Origin of the sequence: Pseudoflavonifractor sp. An187 (assembly GCF_002160275.1) — a bacterium.
Taxonomy (GTDB): Bacteria; Bacillota; Clostridia; order Oscillospirales; family Oscillospiraceae; genus Enterenecus; species Enterenecus faecium.
Genome location: NZ_NFKG01000007.1, coordinates 1 through 21302 on the forward strand (window position 1 = coordinate 1; position 21302 = coordinate 21302).

General features: G+C 60.6%; 13 protein-coding genes. 7 read left to right on the forward strand and 6 right to left on the reverse strand.

Annotation, left to right across the window (positions count from 1 at the left end; translation table 11 throughout):
- Positions 1-117 precede the first annotated feature (117 nt).
- From B5F22_RS04890 to B5F22_RS04900, 3 genes are all read left to right on the forward strand, one after another.
- Positions 118-1224, forward strand: a complete 1107-nt coding sequence (locus B5F22_RS04890; protein WP_087391475.1) for a glycosyltransferase family 4 protein — start codon at positions 118-120, stop codon at positions 1222-1224.
- Positions 1225-1241: 17 nt separating this feature from the next.
- On the forward strand, positions 1242-2624 hold the full coding sequence (locus B5F22_RS04895) for an undecaprenyl-phosphate glucose phosphotransferase (RefSeq protein WP_087391477.1): 1383 nt from the start codon (positions 1242-1244) through the stop codon (positions 2622-2624).
- Positions 2625-2724: 100 nt separating this feature from the next.
- Entirely contained in the window at positions 2725-3102 is a 378-nt protein-coding gene (locus B5F22_RS04900) for a metal-dependent transcriptional regulator (protein ID WP_087391480.1), read from the forward strand.
- A gap of 35 nt (positions 3103-3137) precedes the next feature.
- On the opposite strand, the gene B5F22_RS04905 is transcribed toward B5F22_RS04900, so the two are convergent.
- Entirely contained in the window at positions 3138-3731 is a 594-nt protein-coding gene (locus B5F22_RS04905) for a sugar O-acetyltransferase (RefSeq protein ID WP_087391482.1), read from the reverse strand.
- Positions 3732-3734: 3 nt separating this feature from the next.
- Positions 3735-4730, reverse strand: a complete 996-nt coding sequence (locus B5F22_RS04910) for an asparaginase (RefSeq protein ID WP_087231909.1) — start codon at positions 4728-4730, stop codon at positions 3735-3737.
- A 147-nt stretch (positions 4731-4877) separates the two neighbouring features.
- On the opposite strand from B5F22_RS04910, the gene B5F22_RS04915 reads away from it, so the two are divergent.
- A complete protein-coding gene (locus B5F22_RS04915) occupies positions 4878-5672 on the forward strand; it encodes an FAD-dependent oxidoreductase (protein ID WP_087391484.1) in 795 nt (264 codons plus the stop codon).
- A gap of 122 nt (positions 5673-5794) precedes the next feature.
- The gene (locus tag B5F22_RS04920; protein WP_087231904.1) at positions 5795-6205 is read left to right on the forward strand and encodes a hypothetical protein; all 411 of its coding nucleotides are present in this window, start codon (positions 5795-5797) and stop codon (positions 6203-6205) included.
- 106 nt (positions 6206-6311) lie between these two features.
- Here B5F22_RS04920 and B5F22_RS04925 read toward each other — a convergent pair whose 3' ends face one another.
- From B5F22_RS04925 to B5F22_RS04940, 4 genes are all read right to left on the reverse strand, one after another.
- Positions 6312-8360 carry an ABC transporter permease gene (locus B5F22_RS04925; protein ID WP_087391486.1) on the reverse strand — a complete coding sequence of 683 codons (2049 nt, stop codon included), beginning with the start codon at positions 8358-8360 and terminating at the stop codon, positions 6312-6314.
- The gene (locus B5F22_RS04930; protein WP_087231898.1) at positions 8357-9121 is read right to left on the reverse strand and encodes an ABC transporter ATP-binding protein; all 765 of its coding nucleotides are present in this window, start codon (positions 9119-9121) and stop codon (positions 8357-8359) included. Before B5F22_RS04930 ends, B5F22_RS04925 begins: the two co-directional genes overlap by 4 nt.
- A gap of 110 nt (positions 9122-9231) precedes the next feature.
- On the reverse strand, positions 9232-10224 hold the full coding sequence (locus B5F22_RS04935) for a sensor histidine kinase (RefSeq protein WP_087391488.1): 993 nt from the start codon (positions 10222-10224) through the stop codon (positions 9232-9234).
- 14 nt (positions 10225-10238) lie between these two features.
- Positions 10239-10910 carry a response regulator transcription factor gene (locus tag B5F22_RS04940; protein WP_087231892.1) on the reverse strand — a complete coding sequence of 224 codons (672 nt, stop codon included), beginning with the start codon at positions 10908-10910 and terminating at the stop codon, positions 10239-10241.
- A gap of 539 nt (positions 10911-11449) precedes the next feature.
- On the opposite strand from B5F22_RS04940, the gene B5F22_RS04945 reads away from it, so the two are divergent.
- Together B5F22_RS04945 and B5F22_RS04950 are read left to right on the forward strand one after the other, a co-directional pair.
- Positions 11450-11929 carry a hypothetical protein gene (locus B5F22_RS04945; RefSeq protein ID WP_087370293.1) on the forward strand — a complete coding sequence of 160 codons (480 nt, stop codon included), beginning with the start codon at positions 11450-11452 and terminating at the stop codon, positions 11927-11929.
- Positions 11930-12237: 308 nt separating this feature from the next.
- Positions 12238-20667: a S8 family serine peptidase gene (locus B5F22_RS04950; protein ID WP_158096623.1), complete on the forward strand. Its 8430-nt coding sequence runs from the start codon at positions 12238-12240 to the stop codon at positions 20665-20667.
- The last annotated feature ends 635 nt before the right edge of the window (positions 20668-21302 follow it).

Here is a 21302-nt window from a genome sequence, read left to right on the forward strand (position 1 = left end):
TTCAGCGGACTCTGCCGCAAGGAGGGAAAGGAAGCCTCACCCATACGACGGTATTATATCATCAGCCTACTGGCTGCTGATACCAAATCTTAATCTTTATAGTAGGAGGTATCACCCATGGGCCGCATTCTCTTTGTGGCATCCACGTTTTCTCATATTCGAAACTTCCATCTTCCCTATCTGAAGGCTCTGACAGAACAGGGCTGGGAAGTGGATGTGGCCTGCGGCGGGGCGGTGATGGAGCTGCCCCATGCCCGCAAGCTGTACCCCATCCCCCTGGAGAAGAGCATGGCCTCTCCCAAAAATGTCACCGCCACCCGGCAGCTGCGCCGCCTCATCCGGGAAAACCGGTACCAGCTCATCAGCTGCCACACCGCCTTGGCCTCGTTTTTTGTGCGTCTGGCGGTGATGGGGATGCGCCACCGCCCCAAGGTGGTGTCCATCTGCCACGGCTATCTCTTCGACCAGGACACCGCTACCCTCAAGCGCCTGGTGCTCAGCACCGCCGAGGCCGTCACCGCCCCGGTCACCGATCTGCTGCTGACCATGAACCAGTGGGACACCCAGTACGCCGCCGCCCACAAGCTGGGCAAAAAGGTGGCATACATCCCTGGTATGGGCATTGACCCCCAAAAGCTCCCCGCTGTCCCGCCTGAGCGGGGCGCGCAGCTGCGCAACGACCTGGAGCTGCCCGAGGATGCTTTCGTCCTACTCTTCGCCGGGGAGTTCTCCCACCGCAAGAGCCAGCCGGTGCTCCTGGAGGCTCTGGCCCAACTGCCGGAGCAGGTGTATCTGCTCCTCCCCGGCCAGGGCAGCGAGCTGGAGGCCTGCCAGCAGCTGGCCCAGCAGCTGGGGGTAGCCCACCGGGTGCGCTTCCCCGGCCAAGTGTCGGACATGCCCACCTGGTACGCCGCCTGTGACGTGGTAGTATCCGCCAGCCGCATTGAAGGGTTGCCCTTCAACCTCATGGAGGCCATGTACTACGGCCGGCCCATTGTTGCCAGCGACGTGAAGGGCCACCACGACCTGCTCGCCCCCAACCAGGCGGGGCTTCTGTACCCCTACGGGGATGCGGCGGCCTGCGCCCAACAGATTCGGGACCTCTTGGCACAGCCTCAGCTGCGCCAGGCCCTGAGCACCACCGCCCGACAGGCGGTCACCCCTTATCTGCTGCCCACGGTGCTACCCCAGGTGATGGGACAGTATCAGCAGCTACTTGACTAGGGAGGAATTCACACACAATGATCAAGGAAAACCAACGCACCCTCAACTATATCAATGTCATTCTAGACGCCCTCCTCATTTTCCTGTGCATGCCCATCGCCTATTGGGCCCGGTTCTTCCTCTTCCCCTTTGACGACCGGGGCATCACCCTGCGCTATTACCTTATCCTCACCCTGTGCATGCTCCCCATCTTCCTCATCACCCTGGGGGCCATGAACCTCTACGACTCTTTGCGCACCAAGCGGCTGCACTGGGAGGTGGGGCGGCTGTTCTGGGCCTGCTCCATCAACTTCGTGGTGCTCCAGACCATCCTCTTCCTCATCAAACAGTTCTACTTCTCCCGTTTGACCTTTGTGCTCTACTTCGTACTGGTGTTCTTCGCCCTCAGCGGCAAGCGGCTGGTGCTGCGGCTGTGTCTGCGCAAGTTCCGCAAGCAGGGCTTCAACCAAAAGCACGTGCTGCTGCTGGGCAACGGCCCCATGGCCCAGCGCTATATCCAAGCGCTGGCCGACGACCCCAACCTGGGCTTCTTTGTGGAGGGGTATCTGGCCTCTCAGGACACCATCCCCGACCTGGGCTACCTGGGCAATCTGGACGACCTGTCCTCGGTGCTCAACGACTATCAGCCCGATGAGGTGGTGGCCGCACTGTCCGCCCAGGAGTTCTCCCTCACCCCCACCATCATTGAGATCTGTGAGAAAGAGGGCATCAAGCTGTCCATCATCCCCTTCTATGCGGAATACATGCCCTCCAATCCCCAGTTTGACAACATCAACGGCATCCCCGTGATGAACATCCGCCGGATTCCCCTGGACAACCTGGTCTACGCCGTTGTCAAGCGCACCATGGACATTGTGGGCTCCCTGCTGCTCATTCTGCTCACCTCGCCCATCATGCTCTTTGCCGCCATCGGCGTGCGCCTGTCCTCCCCCGGCCCCATCATCTTCCGCCAAGAGCGGGTGGGACTGCACAACAAGCCCTTTGACATGTACAAGTTCCGGTCCATGCGAGTCAACGCCCAGCAGGACACCGGGTGGAGCCGCAACCGGGACCCCCGGAAGACCAAGTTCGGCGCCCTCATCCGCAAGCTGTCCATCGACGAGCTGCCCCAGCTGTTCAACGTGCTCAAGGGGGACATGAGCCTGGTGGGCCCCCGTCCGGAGATCCCCCACTTTGTGGAGCAGTTCAAAGACGAGATTCCCCTGTACATGGTCAAGCACCAGGTACGCCCGGGCATCACCGGCTGGGCCCAGATCAACGGCCTGCGGGGTGACACCTCCATTGTGGACCGCATCCGCTACGACATCTACTATATCGAGAACTGGAGCATTTTCTTCGATTTGAAAATCCTGCTCATGACCCCCCTCAAGGGAATTATCAACCAGGAAAAGCTAAAGTAACTCTCCGCTTGCCCTGGCGACCAAATTATGCTACAATGACCCAAATGGTGTAACATCCATCACCGCCGGACATGCGGCGTGGGAAAGACGGTGAAATGAAATGGAAATCCATGCTTCTGCGGAGAACTATCTGGAGGCCATCCTGGCCCTGAGCGAAAAAGGGCCGGTGCGCTCCATTGATGTGGCGCAACACCTGGGATTCTCCAAGCCCAGTGTCAGCCGCGCCATGAGCCTTTTGCGGGACAACGGCTATGTGGTCATGGATGAGAACAGCTTCCTGGTCCTCACCCCCGCCGGTCTGGACATTGCGGAGACCATCTATGAGCGCCACAAGCTCCTCAGCCAGTGGCTGACCTGGCTGGGCGTCCCCCCGGACATTGCCGCCGAGGACGCGTGCAAAATTGAGCATGACCTGAGCCCGGAGTCCTTCCAGGCGTTGAAGGACCACATTGCCCAGCATCAGGACAAAATCCAGTAAAAAATATCCCGAGAGCCAAGGCTCTCGGGATATTTTTATCTCTCCATTTCTCTCTTCCAATTGTCTCGGTCGGCCTGGGTGATCTCCCGCAGCACTCGGGCGGGGTTGCCCACGGCGATGGAATTGGGTGGCACGTCCCGGGTGACCACGCTGCCAGCTCCCACCACGGCCCCATCTCCAATGGTGACCCCGGCCAGGATGACACAGCTGCCCCCAATCCACACGTCTTTGCCGATGTGGACAGGAGCGCCATATTCCCACCCTGTGGCCCGGTCCTCCGGGGCGATGGGGTGCCCGGCGGCGTAGATGGACACGTTGGGGCCGATGAGGGTGCGGTCCCCGATGGTCACTTGGCACACATCCAAAATGGTGAGGTTGTAGTTGGTGAACACGTCCCGGCCCACCACAATGTGCTTGCCGTAGTCACAGCGCAGGGGCGGTAAAATAGTTGAGTTCTCCCCGATACCACCCAGCAACTGCTCCAGCAGGCCCCGCTGCTCCTCCCACCGCTGGGGCGGCAGGTTGTTGTAGGTATACAGCAGCTCCTGGGCCACCATGCGGGACTCCAGCAGCCCGTCCTGGTTGGCCAGATAAGGCAGGCCCGCCAACATCCGCTCTCTGTGGTTCACGTTTTACCCTTCCTTTCGCTCCCCGGCCAAGCTGTGGGCGAAATACTCCCGCACCTGGTCCGGGTCGTCGGTCTGCCCCAGGGCCCACATCAGCTTGGTCACTGCCGCCTCGGTGGTCATATCATAGCCCTGGATAACCCCTTCCGCCAGGGCCTTCTGCCCCGCCTGGTAGAGGGCAAAATTGCTGCTCTCATACAGGCACTGGCTGCACACCACCACAGACATGCCCGCCTGAGCCGCCTTTTGCAGCTTCTCAATGAGATTGCGGCGGATGAAGTGGAGTCCGCCGGTGCCGAAGGCCTCGATGACCACCCCACGGTAGTGCATATCCAGCAGCATGTCGAAGATCTCCGGGTTGAGTCCCGGGGTGAGCTTGATGAGGAACACCTCCCGGCACAGCTGGTCCCGCAGGCGGCAGGGCCCCTTCACCGGGGGGATGGCGCTCTCGTCAATGGTGAGCCCCGAGCCGCTGACCCGGCCCACCAGGGGCCAGTTCACGCTCTCGAAGGCGGCGAAGTCGGTGGTGTGGGTCTTCACCGACCGACAGCCCAGAATCACCTTCCGGTCAAAGGCCACAAACACCCCCGGCTTTCCCGAGGCGGCCATGGCCAGGGCGGTGCGCAGATTGTCCAGGCCGTCGGTGAGGGGGTGCTCAATGGGGAGCTGGGCCCCGGTGAGCACCACGGGAATGGGGATGTTGCGCACCATGTAGGACAGCACCGAGGCGGTGTAGGCCATGGTGTCGGTGCCGTGGGAGATGACCACCCCGTCGTACTCCTCCCGGGCCTTGTAGACGTGGGAGGCGATGAGCTTCCACTCCTCGGGCTGGATGTTGGAGGAGTCCAGGTGGAGAATGTCCTTCACCGTCAGGTCATAGCTGCCCGCCAGTCCCCCCATGTAGTGGGCCAGCATATCCCCGTCCATGCCGGGGGCCAGCCCCTCTTCCGTCATACGGGAGGCGATGGTGCCACCCGTGGTCAAAAGTAAAATTCGTTTCATGTTGATCCCCCTGGGATTCTCTCTTGATATCGATTTCAAGTATAGCGAATGTCCGCTGTCTTTTCAAGGGAATCCCGCCATTCCGGCCATCTTGCCGGGAGCTGAAAAAGTTGGTATACTGAGAAAAAACAAAAGGAGGACCATCCTATGCCATACGATCTTCTGGTGGTGGGAGCCGGACCCGCCGGACTCTCGGCCGCCATTTACGCCCGGGCCCGCAACAAATCCGTGCTGGTGGTGTCCAACGACCCCACCGCCAGCCCTCTGTGCAAGGCCCACCAGATTGACAACTACCCCGGTATCGCTCACATCACTGGTTTGCAGCTGGTGGAGGATATGCTGGCTCAGGCCCGTGAGATGGGCGCGGAATTCCGCCAGGGCCGGGTGCTCACCCTCATGCCCCTGGGCGACTCCGTCATGGCCTCCATCGGCGACCAGGTGGAACAGGCCACCGCGGTGGTGCTGGCCCCCGGCGTGGCCCGGGCCACCCCCCTCCCCGGCGAGGAGAAGCTGCTGGGCCGGGGCGTGAGCTACTGCGCCACCTGCGACGGCATGTTCTACCGGGGCAAGCAGGTGGTGGTGGCAGGCGATGCCCCCGACCTGGCCGAGGAAACGGAGTACCTGCGCTCCATCGGCTGCGAGGTCACCTCGGTACGTCTGCCCGGTCTGCACATCCTGGGCGAGGACCAGGTCACCGGGGTGTGCACCGCCAAGGGGGAGGAAATTCCCTGCCAGGGCGTGTTCCTGCTGCGGGCCTCCATTGCCCCCACTCAGCTGGCTCCGGGGCTGGAATTGGATGGCAACTATGTAAAGGTCAATTCCTTTATGGCCACCAACCTGCCTGGGATTTACGCCGCCGGAGACTGCACCGGCCAGCCCCTCCAGCTGGCCAAAGCCGTGGGCGAAGGCCAGATTGCCGCCCACCACGCCCTGGGCCTTTGACTTTGACTTGTTAAATTTTTTAGAAATCTTGCACGAAGGTTATTGAAATTTCCCGCGGAAGATGGTAACATGATGTACAAGAAAAGGGGACTCCCCCTTGAAACCAATAAGGAGTGATTGTTATGGTCAAAGTAATTATGGGCCCCAAGGGTACCGGTAAGACCAAGCAGATGATCGATCTGATCAACACAGCAGTGGAAACCGAGCACGGCAACGTGGTTGCCATCGCCCACGATTCCAAGCTGACTTTTGATATTAACTACAAGATCCGACTGGTTGAAACCTCCGACTACGATATCCCCAACTATGACACCTTGAAGGGATTCCTGTACGGCCTGTACGCCAGCAACTACGACATCACCCACGTGTTCATCGACAGCTTGAACAAGCTGGTCTCCACCGAGAACAAGGCCGATGTCGAGGCGTTCCTGGATTGGTTGGAAGCGTTCTCCCAGAAGAGCGGCATCAAGTACACGGTCTCCATCAGCGAGGACGAGTCCACCGCCAGCGAGGGTGTGCGCAAGTATTTCTAATACATCAAACAATGAGGGCCGAGTGCTGATGCACTCGGCCCTTTTGTTTATCAAACTTTGGATGCAGCTGGGGCCGGATGCTGACGCATCCGGCCCTTTTTTTGTGTTATTCCTCTCTCATGCCGCTGACAATGCGGAAGTAGGAACGAGAGGTCAGACGATAAATCATAACATAGAAGAGGGCGAAGGCCACAAAGCACACCACCGTCACCCCGGCAAACAGCCCCACGTTGGTCAAGCCAAACAGCAGCAGCAGCTTGCGGATGAGGGGGAAGGCGAAGGCCAAGTGGGCCCCGGCCATGAGCAGCGGCAGGAAGAACACGGTGAGCACCTGGGAATTGATGCTGCGGCGGATCTCCCCCTTGGTCATGCCCACCTTCTGCATGATGTCAAACCGGGACTGATCCTCATACCCCTCGCAGATCTGCTTGTAGTAGATGATGAGCACCGCCGCCAGGATGAACACCACCCCCAACAGGATGCCCAGGAAGAACATACCGCCGTACAGGCCGTAAGTGCTCCCCCGCTCCTGAGCCGCCCCCTCCATCAGGACGTGGAAATAGCCGTCCGTCTCATCGGCGCTCTCCATGTCCCGCAGAGCGGTGGACAGCTGCTGGCCGATCTGGATCTGGGTATCATCGTCACAGTTGAGGTCAAAGCCGTAGTACCAGTGGAGGCTGGAGGCACTCTGCTCACCCAGCTGGGCCTGAACCCCCTCCACCGTCTCCTGGAAGTTGGGGACAAAGAGATACATGGAGGGGATGATCTGCATGGCGTCCACCCCGTTGTCCGCGAAGCTGTCCACCTGTTTGGCCACCGACAGGGTAACCCCTTCCCCCAGTTCCACCGAGGCATAGGGGTAGTCGCTTCCCTTGGTGGTGTACATCAGCGCCTGACCGGGCATCAGGGTCTCCCGCTTCCCCATCAGGCTGTTGTAGTCCTCCAGCGGCACCACAAACACCTGCCAGGTATTGGCCATGGTCTCCATGTTGTAGGAGCTGAGGAACACGTCGTCCATGACCATCCGGTCCTCCTGACGCACCCCCACAAAGCCGCACACCCGGTAGTCCAGGATGTTGCTGGGGGTGGCGCCATACTGCTCCGCCGTCTCTTCAGCCAGCACCCGCACCTGCTCCTGGTGGGAGCCGTCCAAGGTGTTCACACAGTCCACCACGGCGTCCAGGTTGATGTGCCGGGGATAGCGAGTGCGCAGACTGTCCTCAATGCCGATGTACAGGCAGGAGGTGGAGGAGATCATCACCAGCACCATGGTGCACAGAATGCAGATGGAGGCCAGGCCCGCGCCATTGCGCTTCATGCGGTAGACCATGGAGGACACCGACACAAAATGGTTGGTCTTGTAGTAGTAGCGCTTATTCTTTTGCAGCAGGCGGCACAGGGTCACAGAGCCCGCCACAAACAGCAGATAGGTGCCCACCACCACCATGGCCACCGCGATGAAGAAGCCAATCATGGCGGTAATAGGGTCTTTCACGGTGATGGCCCAGTAGTAGGCGCCCCCCAGCACCACCAGCCCCAGCAGGGCGATGAGCCAGTTGGCTTTCGGCGGCTTCTCCCCGGCGTTTTCACTGCGCAGCAGGGCGATGGGGCTGGTGAGGTGGATTTGACGCAGGGTGTTGAGGAACATGAGGCCGAAAATCACCAGGAATAGCACCACGGTGCTGACCACGGAGTTCAGCTCCACCGTCATGGTGTAGGTGACTCCACCGTCCAGAATGCGGGTGAGGGCCAGCTCGGCCACCTTGGAGAAGAGCACGCCGCAGAACAGGCCCACCACCAGGGTGATGGCCGCAATGATCACGGTCTCCCACAGCAGCACCAGAGCCAGGTGCCGTTTGCCCATACCCAGGATGTTGTACAGGCCAAACTCCTTCTTTCTTCTGCGGATGAGGAAGGAGTTGGTGTAGAAGAGGAAGATGGTGGAAAACACACACATGACCCCAAAGCCCATGCCCAAAAAGCCCTGAGCGTTGCTCCCTCCGGGCATCTCATGGAGCACCGGGGCCTGGCTCAAAAAGGAGACGATGTAGCACACCATCACCACGCCGATACAGGCCAGGATGTAGGGCAGGTACATCTTCTTGTTTTGACGGATACCCGTCCACGCCAGTCGGCGATAAAATCCCAGTCTCATGCCCGCTCACCACCTGTGGTCAACAGGGTGAGGGCGTCGGAAATCTTTTGATAGAACTGGTTTTCCGTGCTCTCGCCCCGGTAGATCTGGTGGAACAGCTCGCCGTCCTTGATGAAGAGCACCCGTCCGGCGTGGCTGGCCGCCTTCACCGAGTGGGTGACCATCAGGATCGTCTGTCCCTGGGCGTTGATGTCGCCAAACAGCCGCAGCAGCTCGTCGGTGGCCTTGGAGTCCAGAGCACCGGTGGGCTCGTCGGCCAGGATGAGGCGGGGGTTGGTGATGAGAGCCCGGGCCACGGCTGCCCGCTGCTTCTGGCCGCCGGACACCTCATAGGGGTACTTTTTCAGCAGGTGGGCGATGCCCAGCTGAGCCGCCAGCGGCACCAGGCGCTGCTTCATCTCGCTGGGCTGCTTACCCGAGAGCACCAGGGGCAGGTAGATGTTGTCCTCCAGGGAGAAGGTGTCCAGCAGGTTGAAGTCCTGGAACACAAAGCCCAGGTGGTCCCGGCGGAAGGCCGCCACCTCAGACTCCCGGATTTTACCCAGCTCCTGGCCGTCCAGCTTCACCAGGCCCCCGGTGGGCTTATCCAGCGCCGCCAGGATATTCAGAAGGGTGGTCTTGCCGGAGCCAGACTCTCCCATGATGGCCACATACTCCCCTTCCTCCACATGGAAGGTGACATTTTTCAGCGCCTGCACTTGGGTGCCGCCAAAGCGGGTGGTGTAGACCTTCTGTAAGCTCTGTACTTCCAAAATACTCATAGAGCGGTTCCTCCTTTGCTGTTTACACCCTTATTATAGCCGGGAGAACCCCGCCTCTCCATGGCATCTCCTTACACTTTGCCCTCCACTTCTTACGCTTTTGTCACAAGTCACTCCAGCCACCGCTGTTCCCGCTCCAGATTGATGCGGATGGAGGTGCCCTCCCCCGCCACCGACTGGGCGGAGATGGTATGGCCCAGGTTCTGGCAAATGCGGCGGCACAGGTACAGCCCCAGGCCGCTGGCCTTCTTGTCCGCCCGGCCATTGTACCCGGTGTACCCCTTTTGGAAGATGCGGGGCAGGTCCTCGGCGGCGATGCCCATGCCGTTGTCCCGGATGCACAGGGTGGCGGGCTTCTCCAGCTCCAGCCACACCTCGCCCCCGTCAGGGGTATACTTTAGGGCGTTGGACAGCACCTGCTCCACCACAAAACTCAGCCACTTCTCATCCGTGAGCACCCGCAGCCCCGTGGGCTCATAGTGCAGGGCAATGTGGCGGCGGATGAACTGGGTGGAAAACTTGCGCACCGCTCCCCGGAGGATGCCGTCCAGCTCGTACTCCCGGAACAGGTAGTCGGTGGACTCCGAGTCCAGGCGGAGGAAGGCCAGCACCATCTCCACATACTGCTCAATGCGCAGCAGTTCCTCCAACTGCTGCCGGGCGGTGGGGGAGTCCTGGCTCTGGAGGGTCAGGCGCATGGAGGCAATGGGGGTCTTGATCTGGTGGGCCCACACGGTGTAGTAGTCCACCATGTCCTCATAGCGGCGCTGCATCTCCCCTTCCCGCTGGGCCTGCTCGGCCCGCAGCAGCTGGATGATGTGCTGGTAGTCCCGGTGGTCCTGGTTGATGGGCAGGGGGAACTCCCCCATCACCGCTCCGGACAGCTGGGAGAGCTGCTCCAGGCGGCGGTGCCGCTCCTGGGCTCGCCGGACGTCCAGCCCTAAAAACACGCACCCCAGCACGGCGCACAGCCCCACCGGGTAGAGCACCGCGGCCATCGGCAGTCGGTACAGGGCAAACACGGTGAGAAAGATGAGGGAGAAGAGGAGGAAAATCCCCACCGCCGGGAGGCGGTCCCTCAGATAGGTTTTCAGGTATCTCATGACGCCCTCCTTATTTAAGAGATGAGATAGCCCACCCCGAACTTGGTGGTGATGAAGGCCTTCAGCCCCGCCCCGTCCAACTTCTTGCGCAGGCGGTTGACGTTCACCGTCAGGGTGTTTTCGTCCACAAAGCTGTCCCCTTCCCAGAGAAGCTCCATCAGCCGCTCTCGGCTGACCACGCTGCCCTTGTTGCGCATCAGGGCCAGAAGGATGCGGTACTCATTTTTCGTCAGGTCGATGTTCTCCCCCTGATAGGTGAGGGTGCCATCTCCCGTGTTGAGCATGGCTCCCCGGTGCTCCAGCACCGGCACGGCTCCGGCATAGTCATAGGCCCGGCGGAGCATGGCCTGCACCTTGGCAATGAGTACCCCCTGGTCAAAGGGCTTGGCAATGAAGTCGTCCGCCCCCATGTTCATGGCCATCACCAGGTTCATGTTGTCCGAGGCGGAGGAGAGAAAGACAATGGGCACCTGGGAGACGGTACGGATCTGGCTGCACCAGTGGAAGCCGTTGAAAAAGGGCAGTCCAATGTCCATGAGCACCAGGTGGGGCTGGTACTGAGCAAACTCCCCCAGCACGTTGCGGAAGTCGGAGACGCATTTGGCCTCCAGTCCCCAGGCCTCCAACTGGATCTGCACCGCCCCGGCAATGCCCCGATCATCCTCCACAATTAGAATTCGATACATGCGCTTCGCTCCTTTCCCCCTCTCCGGGGGTGGTATCCCCTCCATTTTAGGTGCTTTCCCCCGCCCTGTCAACGAAGTTCCCGGTACAGGGATTCCATCCCACTTTATGGCAGAAAACTGAAAAATTTCAACAATTTTTAATAGATAAAAAAGGAATCAACCTATATTCTTTACATTTTTGCAATATTTTTCTTTAATTTTACGAAAAAATCACAGGAATGCCACAGAGAAGAAGGAGAAAAAGGTAGATTTGTGTGTTGGATTGACAAATCAAGGAACATGCCCTATAATGCAGGAGGATAAGCCAGAATTCCAGAACATACCTGGTTGATTGAGGATGCGTCCCCTCATCTGGGTGGGGGCGGTTTTTGCGCCGGGTGTTGTTTAGTGAATTAGCGAAGCGAATTTGCCCCTGCCTGAGTGGGGCACAAGGAGGAACCGATCTCGTGAAGAGCAATAAGTTGGCTGCGCTGCTGTTGGCAGCGGCCATGTGTACCATAACTGCGGGATGCACTTCATCCCCTCAGGAGGAGAGCAGTATGCCATTGACCAGTCCGTCCGCAGCCATTTCCGAAAAGCCCAGCCAGAGCGGCTTCGCCGGCGGCGGCACCGGAGCCGTGGGCAGCCAGTCCGTCACTCTGGAAAACAGCGGCAAGCTGCGCATCGCCTATCAGCAGGGCGCGGGCAACTCCGTGACCTGCGTGTCCAGTGTGGACCAGCTCAACCGCTTCGGTCTGTACGGCAGCGACAAGCTGGCCGCATACGACAAGCACTTTTTTGACAGCAAAGCCCTGGTGCTGGTGAAATACACCGTCAGCAGCGGCTCCACCCAGCTCAGCCTGAGCAGCGCCACCCGGGTCAGCAACATGGTATCCGTGCATGTGGACGCCCAGTCTGCGGGCATGGGAACCTCGGACATGGCCACCTGGCTTTTGTGGGCTGAGGTGGACAAGTCTCTGAGCGACTGTCAATGGGTGTTGGACGGGGCCAGTGGTGCCGGGTCCGGCGTGACCAAGTAACCAGGTTGGCCGGGTACAATACAACACAGTGTGCAAAGGGGCAGATATCCACAGCGGACTGTCCCTTTGTCTTTCCCTTTATAAGTTATCAATCGAGAATTGAGAGAACACCAGTTGGATGATAACCTGTCTTCTTCGACCAAGCGTCTGGAAACCAGTTAAGGAGGGGTGGCAGTGGGTTTCCACGCAGAGAAAAGATGAGGGGTTTTCATATTTGCGAGGTCCGGCCTGTCCCCGGATGGACCGTCCCCGCCCGTTCGCTTCCGCCCTGTGGACGGAAGCGGCAAACGAAAACTAAGGAGGATAACATGAGACATCACGAGAAAGCATCACGCAGGCTCGTCAGTCTGCTGCTCTCGGTGGTCATGGTGCTCGGCTTGCTGACACCTGGCTTCGCCGCTGGCAGCGGGGCTCTCTCCCTGACAGAGGGCAACCCCCACGCAGGCTATGACGCAGACCTGCCCAGTGTAGAGTCTGGATCTACCGTCCAGGCCGAAGTGAAAGAGGACGACGGCCAGGCCACCATCGGTCTGGAGGAGAGCGGCACTCCCGCTGCTCAGAACAACGACGCCTCTGCCCCCGCTCCCGAGGACGAGGTGACCTTCATCGTCTCTCTGGACAAGGAGTCCCTTCTGGAAGCCGGCTTCAGCGGTGACGACATCGCCGCCGACACCGCCAGCGTCAGCAACTATGTTGCCGACCAGAAGGACGCCGTGGAGCTGTTCACCCAGGCCCTGGAGGACGAGCTGGGCAGTGACGCCGTGGAGGTGGGCTACACCTACACTGTGACCATGACCGGCCTGTCCGTCACCACCACCTATGAGAACAAGGCTGCCATCCAGGAGATGCCCGGCGTGGATCGGGTGTATGTGGCTCCTGTGTTCAGCATTCCCGAAGAGGACAATGTGATGCAGCCCTACACCAACAACGCCACCAATATGATTGGCTCCAACGTGGTCAATCAGAGCGGTTGGACCGGTAAGGGCATGCGCATCGCCATTGTGGACACTGGTATCGTGGCCGATCACCCCAACTTCCAAGCCATGAGCGAGGACAAGCTCACCGATACCTCCCTGACTGTGGAGGATGTGCAGAACGCTTGGAGCAACCTGAATGCTTCCGACTCCAACGTGCTCCCCGCTTCCACCTACTTCAGCAACAAGATCCCCTTCGCCTTCAACTACTACAACAAGAACATTGACGTGTCCCACAACATCGCCGGTAGTGACCACGGCACCCACGTGGCTGGCATCGCCGCCGCCAACAAGATTTCCTCTTCTGAGGTCATCGGTGTGGCTCCCGACGCTCAGCTCATCGTCATGCAGGTGTTCAACCCCAAGGGCGCCAACTGGGATACCGTTATGGCCGCCCTGGAGGACTGTGTCTACCTGAACGTGGACACCGCCAACCTGTCCCTGGGCTCCGCCGCCGGCTTCGTGGATAACGATGCTCCCATGACCGAGCTGCTGGACCTGCTGGAGCAGGCCGGTGTGGAAGTCATCATCGCCGCCGGTAACGACACCAACAACGCTCTGAACAACAACCACGGCAACAACCTGTCCCTGACCGGAAACCCCGACACCGGCCTGGTGGGCAACCCCAGCACCTACTCTCACGTGCTGTCTGTTGCCTCTGTGGACAACGACCGCATCACCCAGCAGTACGTCACCGTGGGTGAGACCAAGATCGGCTACAACGACTCCGGCGTGTTCACCCGTCTGGAGAACCTGGCCGGCAACTCCTATGAGTATGTCATGATCGACGGCTACGGTGCCGCCGAGGACTTCGACGGCGTGGACGTCAACGGCAAGGTTGCCGTGGTGTGGCGTGGCGGCGGCGTGGCCTTCCCTGACAAGCACGCCAACGCTCAGAACGCCGGTGCTGCTGCCTGTATCGTGGTCAACAACACCTCCGGTCTGCTGAACATGGCCATCAACGATGCCGCCGGGAACATCCCCTGCGTGCTCATGTCCAAGGAGGCCTGGGACCTGCTGGCCAACGCTGAGACCAAGACCCTCACCGTCACCGGCAAGAGCGATTCCTTCCAAATCGCCAAGACCATGAGCGACTTCTCCAGCTGGGGTCCCGCTCCCGACCTGTCCCTGAAGCCTGAGATCACCGGCGTGGGCGGCAACATCTATTCCACCCGTGACACCCCCACCGGCTACGGCAACATGAGCGGTACCTCCATGGCCACTCCCCAGGTCACCGGCGCTATGACCGTGCTGATGCAGTACCTGCGCAGCAAGGGCTACAGCAATCAGGACATGTGGACCATGGCCACCAACATCCTCATGAGCACCGCCGATCCCATCGACGTGCCCGGTTCCACGGGGCTGAAGTATTCCCCCCGTCTCCAGGGTGCCGGTCTGGTGAACCTGGTGAAGGCCACCACCGTGGATGCCTACCTGTCCAGCACCTCCAACTCCATGGGCCGTGCCAAGGCCGAGCTGGGCGACAGCACCGAGGGAACCTACTCCTTTGAGTTCTCCGTGACCAACTTCTCCGACGAGTCCAAGACTTACACCTTCGATTCTGACGTGCAGACCGAGACTGCCACCGATGGCTTCATCGCCGGCACCCCCTATCTGCTGGAGTCCAAGGTGAAGGTCAGCCAGGACAGCGTCACCGTGGCTGCTGGTGAGACCGTCACCCTCACTGCCACCATCACCCTCACCGAGGCCGACAAGGAGTACATCAACAGCCGCTTTGAAAACGGCATGTATGTGGAGGGTTACCTGTACCTGGAGGGCGCTGACAACCAGAACCTGACCATGCCCTTCCTGGGCTACTACGGCGACTGGTCCAAGCCTCCCGTCTTCGATAACCCCGACTACAACGAGGCCAGCCTGTATGGCACTGGCGTGTTCACCATGATCGCCCAGCTGGGTACCAACCCCTATCTGCGGGGCGGTGCCTCCGGCGATGAGTACAACGCCTTCTCCTATGCCAACCCCCTGATGGAGCTGGATTTCGGTATGCTGCGTAGCGCCCGCAAGCTGGTGTTCCGTGTCAACAATACCGAGACCGGAGAAGAGTACTTCAACTACGTCCACGAATACGCCACTAAGAGCTACTACAACAGCAGTTACGGCCAGATCTTCCCCTTCTACATCTACAACGCCACCACCGACGAGGAGTATGTGTGGAACGGCTATGACAAGGACGGCAATCAGCTGCCTGACGGCACCACCATCACCTACACCGTAGAGGCCTATGTGGACGACGGCGACGATGTGGTGGATGATTCCTTCTCCTTCCAGGCCTCTCTGGACAACCAGAAGCCTCAGCTACTCAACGCCGACAATCTCCAGGACTCCCTGAAGGTGGAGAACGGTCAGATCAACCTGACCCTGAAGCTGCAGGATAACGCCAACCTGGCCGCCATCCTCTTCGTCTCCCCCGACGGCTCCGTCATCAGCAAGTTCGCTCCCAAGCCCGACGATGGCAGCGAGTATGTGGCCGGCAAGAGCTTTGAGCAGACCTTCAACGTGGCTGGCTACGGCGCTGACTTCACCATCGTGCTGGGCGACTACGCCTGCAACGAGACCGAGATCAAGGTGGCCCTGGAGCTGGATGATTCCGCTCTGACTCCCAGCCTGAAGGATCTGGAGCTGGGCCGTCTGTACGGCTTCGAGCCCTACACCGACTCCACCGTTCTGGACCGCGGCTGGTTCAGCATTGACAAGGGCCAGACCGAGGCACCCCGCAACGAGACCTATGAGAACACCGCCTACACCGCCGGCGAGTACATCAACGGCCGTGTGATTGCCCAGCGCAACGACGGCGCTCTGGTGCTGCTCTCTCCCTACTCCACCTACTGGGGCAGCCAGGTTCTGTACACCCAGAGCGGCCAGGAGGGCTCCGCCAACTTCATCACCCTGTATGACATGGCCCTGAGCCATGGCAACAACGGCGGCGGCATCCTCCAGCGCAACGGCGAGGACGCTCTGTACGCCGTGGGTTGGACCTATGACGGCACCATCACTCCCTCCGGCAGCTATGGCGGTTCCAACAACCTCTATGAGGTGTGCTTCACTCCCTGGGGCTACACCAGCATTGAGAAGGTGGCCACCATCACCGGCCTGGCTGAGGGCTACGAGATCCTCACCCTGTCCGCTGACGAGGAGGGCAACCTGTACGCCATCGGCACCGACCTGAACCTCTACTCCCTGGACAAGACCACCGGTGCTGCTACCTGGCTGATGACCATGTCCGACTTCAAGGTCAAGACCAACGGCGAGCGTCTGAGCAGCATCCAGTCCATGACCTATGACTACGAAGAGGACGTCATCTACTGGTACGCTCACGCCCAGGTGGGCAACACCCAGGTGTGCGAGACCTACAAGATTGACCCCGTGAAGAAGACCGCCGAGAGCCTGGGCAGCCGTGCCCCCAGCGGCACCTCCGCCCTGTTCATCCCCAACGACCTGGGCACCGACCTGTTCACCGTGGGCGAAGTCAACCCCACCGGCGTGCAGCTGGAGCCCTATAAGACCACCCTGGTGGTCAACCAGGGCAAGCGCATGAACCTGACTTGGGCCCCCTGGAACGCCGCTGCTCAGCAAGTGACCTGGACCAGCGACAACACCGACGTGGCCACCGTCTCTGAGACCGGCTATGTCAAGGCCATTGGCCCCGGCACTGCCACCATCACCGGCGCTACCCAGATTATGTATGCTGGACAGACCGAGTGGACCCCCTACGAGGTCACCTGCCAGGTCACCGTAGTGGAGTCTCAGGACGCCCTGTACGGCTACATCGTCACCGATGATGTCAACCAGGGCAACCAGATGAAGTGGGTCACCTACTCCGACCAGACCCCCACTCAGGTCACCCAGCTCAACGCCCCCAAGACCACCACTCTGGACGGCACCGTTGGCTCCGCCCTCTGGGCCGGCGGCACCTACTACAACGGCTATGTGTACACCGTGCAGCAGGAACAGTGGGTGGAGGACGACGTGATCTACAACGCCACCGTCCTCTATCGCACCCTGGTCACCGGCAATGAGGATCCCACCAAGACCACCTTCGGCGAGCCCGAGCGCATCGGCCACACCGAGAACATCCAAGTGGGCAACATCGGCTTCGACTACAACACCGGCCGTATGTACGGCGTGGATCTGACCAACGGCGGCCTCGTGGTCATCGACCTGGAGACCGGCGCTGTGGATCCCATCGGCGAGTTCAAGTTCCCCGAGGGCTCTGCCTCCGGCGACAACGTGATGACCGCCATGGCCGTCATCTGCGAGGGTGAGGAGACCACCATCCTGTGCGGCAGCATGAACGGCAACCTGTTCATCGTGGACCCCGACACCATGGAGGCCACCAAGGTCTACTCCAGCTCCCAGGAGTACTGGTTCTACGCTGGCATGACCTACGACTACAACACCGGCAACATCTACTGGAACCCCTCCATGGGCTCCGGCATCAATCCCCTGTTCCTGGTCACTCTGGAGGACACCGATTGGGGCTCCATTGAGGCCAACGTCATGGACCTGGGCGACGTGAGCAGCCGTTCCGGCGTGGAGCAGACTGCCATGTTCACCATCACCGAAAACGAACCCGAGACCAACTACATCCCCGTGGAAGACCTGTGGCTGACCACCGGCGAGACCTACACCGGCCTGGCTGGCGCTCAGGTGCAGCTGCAGACCTCCACCGAGCCCGCCCGTCCCACCGTGCAGAAGCGCACTTGGTCCAGCGACAACACCGATGTGGCCACCGTGGACGCCTTCGGCAAGGTGACCCTGGTGGATGTGGGTACCGCCACCATCACCGTCAGCCTCACCGACCGTGACGGCACCGTGTACTCCGACTCCATCACCTTCACCGTCCTGCCCGCTGCCGGCTCCATGGCCGCCTTCATGGCCCGGGACGACAACGGCTCCATGTACGCCAACTTCTGGATCACCGTCAACGACTATGATCCCGCCAACTCCACCGTGGGTCAGGCCACCAATGGTGCCTACACCGTCCGTGCCGGCGAGTACTTCGACGGTTACTACTATGTGGTGGACGACCTGAACAACTTCATGCGCATCGATGCGGATTCCGTGGATGCCTACACCGTGCTGGGCAACACTGAGAAGCGTGTGGTGGATCTGGCCTTCGACTACACCACCGGAACCATGTACGGCCTGACCCTCAGCTACAAGGCTTGGAACTCCGAGACCTATCAGCAGGAGCAGACCTACCCCGAGCTGGTGAAGATCGACCTGACCACCGGTGCCCTGACCACTGTGTGCACCCTGGATACCGCCGGTGCCTTCACCCTGGCCGCTGACAAGGACGGCAAGCTGTACACTGCAGGCAGCACCTCTACCAGCGCCAACGCCGTACTCTATCAGATCGACACCGCCACCGGCGCTTGCACCCAGCTGACTGAGGTGGAGGGCGCTGTGGCCTACACCGATCAGAACGGTGCCTACAACTCCCAGCTGTCCTATGACTTCGGCAGCGACCGTCTGTACTTCCACGCTGCCAACATCACCGCCAGCTGGTGCAGCGGCTCCAACCTCTACATGATCGAGAAGGAGGGCGACTCCTTCACCGCCATGAAGCTGGGCAGCACCGCTCTGAACCTGCGTGGTGAGTCCATGCAGGGCTACAACGCCGTGCTGGGTATGCTCTGCCCCATCCCCGAGGACAGCGAACTGCCCGAGATGGACGTGATCAACCTGATGCTGGACCGCACCGTGACCCGGATGCTGGTTGGCACCACCATGACCATGGACGCTCTGGTTCAGCCCGCTGTGAGCAGCGACAAGGCTCAGCTGGTCTGGTCCAGCAGCGATGAGTCCGTGGCCACTGTGGCCGAGGACGGCACCATCACCGCTGTGGCTGCCGGCGAGACCACCATCACCGTCACTGACACCGTCAGCGGCCTGTCCGCCTCCTGCCAGCTCTCCGTGCTCTCCGAGCTCAGCGGCGACGTGGCCTACACCATCTCCCAGGGCGTCGGCCTGGTGGCCTTCGATCCCGAGCTGCCCAACGAGTACGTGGTGGTCAACTCCGCCATGCCCGTGGACGGCAAGCTGGTGGGTGTGGACGTGGACGACTCCGGCCGTTACCTCTACTACGCTGTGTACGACGACGGCTCCTTCCCCCTGCTGTACCGTTACGACATCCAGGGTAACACCAATGTCTACATGGGCCAGCTCCAGACCAACACGCAGGTCTACACCCTGGCCTACGATGACGAGCACAACGTCATCTATCTGGGCGGCGGCTACTACCTGTATCAGTACTACGTGCCCAGCCTCCAGACCACCGACCTCAATCCCTACACCAGCATCGGCTTCGACAGTGACTACACCCGTGTGCACACCGTGGCCTGTGCCAACGGCAAGACCTATGTGCTGGGTAAGTGCTACGAGGATTCCCGTCTGATGGAAGTGGCTCTGAACATGCAGACCTACACCATCCTGGAGAACACCGACCTGCAGCTGAACACCGTGGAGAACAGCAGTGAGATGAGCTACAGCTCCAACACTGGCAAGTTCTACGTCACCGACGCTGCCAACAACCTGTACTCCTTCAACCTGCCCGACGAGAACGGCCTGACCAACCTGACCAAGGTTGACCTGGTGGCTGGCGGCCTGAACGTCACCGGTCTGGGCATCTACAACGATCCCGACTTCAACTGGGATCAGGAGGATTCCGGCCGCAAGTACGACGTGACCATCACTCCCACTGAGAACGGCACCGTGAAGGTGGATCCCACCAGCGCCGCTGCCGGCACTCAGGTGACCATCACCGCCACTCCCGACCAGGGCTATGAGGTGGGCTCCATCGTGGTCACCGACGCCGAGGGTAACACCATCGCTGTCACCAACAACGCCTTCACCATGCCCGCCGGTGGCGCCACCGTCACCGTGACCTTCCAGGCCGTGGCCAAGGCCGACAAGACCCTGCTGCAGAAGACCTATGACTATGCCGTGACCCTGTCCACGGAGGGTGTCACCGACTCCGCCAAGGCCGCCTTCGAGAAGGCTCTCGAGAACGCCAAGACCGTTCTGGACAACGACAACGCCACCCAGGACGAGGTCAACGCCGCTTGGGACCAGCTGCTGGAAGGCATCTGGGGTCTGGGTCTGGTTCAGGGCAGCAAGGATGAGCTGAACAAGCTCATTGCCAAGGCCGACGAGATGATGGACAACGCCGACAAGTATGTGGCTGACCACTGGCAGGAGCTGGTGGACGCCCTGGCCAAGGCCAAGGAAGTTGCCGCTGACGGCGACGCCATGGACGAGGACATCCAGCCTGTGGCTCAGGCCCTGCTCAATGCCATCCTGGCCCAGCGCTTCAAGGCTGACAAGTCCATCCTGGAAGACCTCATCGGCCAGGCCAAGGGCATCAACCTGGAGGGCTACACCGCCGAGTCCGTGGCCACCTTCCGTTCCGCTCTGGCTGAGGCTCAGGCTGTCATGGCCGACGAGACCCTGTCCGAGGACGATCAGAAGACCGTGGAGGACGCCGTGGCTGCTCTGAATGCCGCCATCAACGGCCTCACCGCCGAGGGCGAGACTCAGCCCTCTGACAAGCCCGAGGCCACTGACGAGCCTCAGGTCTCCGACAAGCCTGAGACCACCGATCAGCCTCAGGCCACCGAGAAGCCCGCTGAGAAGCCTGCTCAGACTGGCGACAACGCTCAGCTGATGCTGTACGTGGCTGTCATGTTCGCCGCTGTGTGCGCTCTGGGCGCCACCGCCGTGGTGCGCAAGCGTCGCAGCTAAGGCTCTCTCAGGTCTCTGAGACCCAACGCATGACAAAGCCCCGGAGGAAGCAAATGCTTCCTCCGGGGCTTTCCTTTGTCCCTGAGTTCGTGGAACTGTCTGCCGCCCGGCTGACGAAGGGGTTTCCCTTCTAAAAGGCCAAGTATCAGGCTTGCCAGCCTGGTGGGGACGCTTCCCGCTGGGGGTTTCTTTTGAGCGGGCAAAAGAAACCAAAACCCGCTTAGGGCGTTCCCCCCTAAGGACCTCCCTTGGGGTACGAAGCTGGAACTGCGTCAATTCTATGGCCGGCCCTGGCCTTGGTGGGGTCACATAGATGCCCTGGCACGTCTATAGAAAACATTCCCTTCTCTGTAAAACCGTGCCTCTGTTTCCAGGGCCTCACCCCGGTATGCGGCGTTCCCGCCGCCGGGAGCCGGCCACCGATCGCTGGGAACAGCGGCTCACCGGAGTAAGGCCCTGGCGGTAGAAGAATGCACCAGCAGAGAAGTAGGTGCATCCCGTAGACGGGCAAGCCATCTATGTGACCCCACCGAACCAAGGGCCGAACAGAGAACGGCGCACGTCCCCCCCAGTACGGCGGGGTGGATTCCACAAGGCGGGGGAAGGCCCCGCCTTTGGCGATTCTTTCCCCGATT

Bases quoted from the DNA above. Each gene is read 5' to 3' on its own strand.
- B5F22_RS04895 (WP_087391477.1), top strand. From the start codon at position 1,242: ATGATCAAGGAAAACCAACGCACCCTCAACTATATCAATGTCATTCTA.
- B5F22_RS04890 (WP_087391475.1), top strand. From the start codon at position 118: ATGGGCCGCATTCTCTTTGTGGCATCCACGTTTTCTCATATTCGAAAC.
- B5F22_RS04910 (WP_087231909.1), bottom strand. From the start codon at position 4,730: ATGAAACGAATTTTACTTTTGACCACGGGTGGCACCATCGCCTCCCGT.
- B5F22_RS04935 (WP_087391488.1), bottom strand. From the start codon at position 10,224: ATGAGATACCTGAAAACCTATCTGAGGGACCGCCTCCCGGCGGTGGGG.
- B5F22_RS04900 (WP_087391480.1), top strand. From the start codon at position 2,725: ATGGAAATCCATGCTTCTGCGGAGAACTATCTGGAGGCCATCCTGGCC.
- B5F22_RS04925 (WP_087391486.1), bottom strand. From the start codon at position 8,360: ATGAGACTGGGATTTTATCGCCGACTGGCGTGGACGGGTATCCGTCAA.
- B5F22_RS04940 (WP_087231892.1), bottom strand. From the start codon at position 10,910: ATGTATCGAATTCTAATTGTGGAGGATGATCGGGGCATTGCCGGGGCG.
- B5F22_RS04930 (WP_087231898.1), bottom strand. From the start codon at position 9,121: ATGAGTATTTTGGAAGTACAGAGCTTACAGAAGGTCTACACCACCCGC.
- B5F22_RS04920 (WP_087231904.1), top strand. From the start codon at position 5,795: ATGGTCAAAGTAATTATGGGCCCCAAGGGTACCGGTAAGACCAAGCAG.
- B5F22_RS04915 (WP_087391484.1), top strand. From the start codon at position 4,878: ATGCCATACGATCTTCTGGTGGTGGGAGCCGGACCCGCCGGACTCTCG.
- B5F22_RS04950 (WP_158096623.1), top strand. From the start codon at position 12,238: ATGAGACATCACGAGAAAGCATCACGCAGGCTCGTCAGTCTGCTGCTC.
- B5F22_RS04945 (WP_087370293.1), top strand. From the start codon at position 11,450: ATGCCATTGACCAGTCCGTCCGCAGCCATTTCCGAAAAGCCCAGCCAG.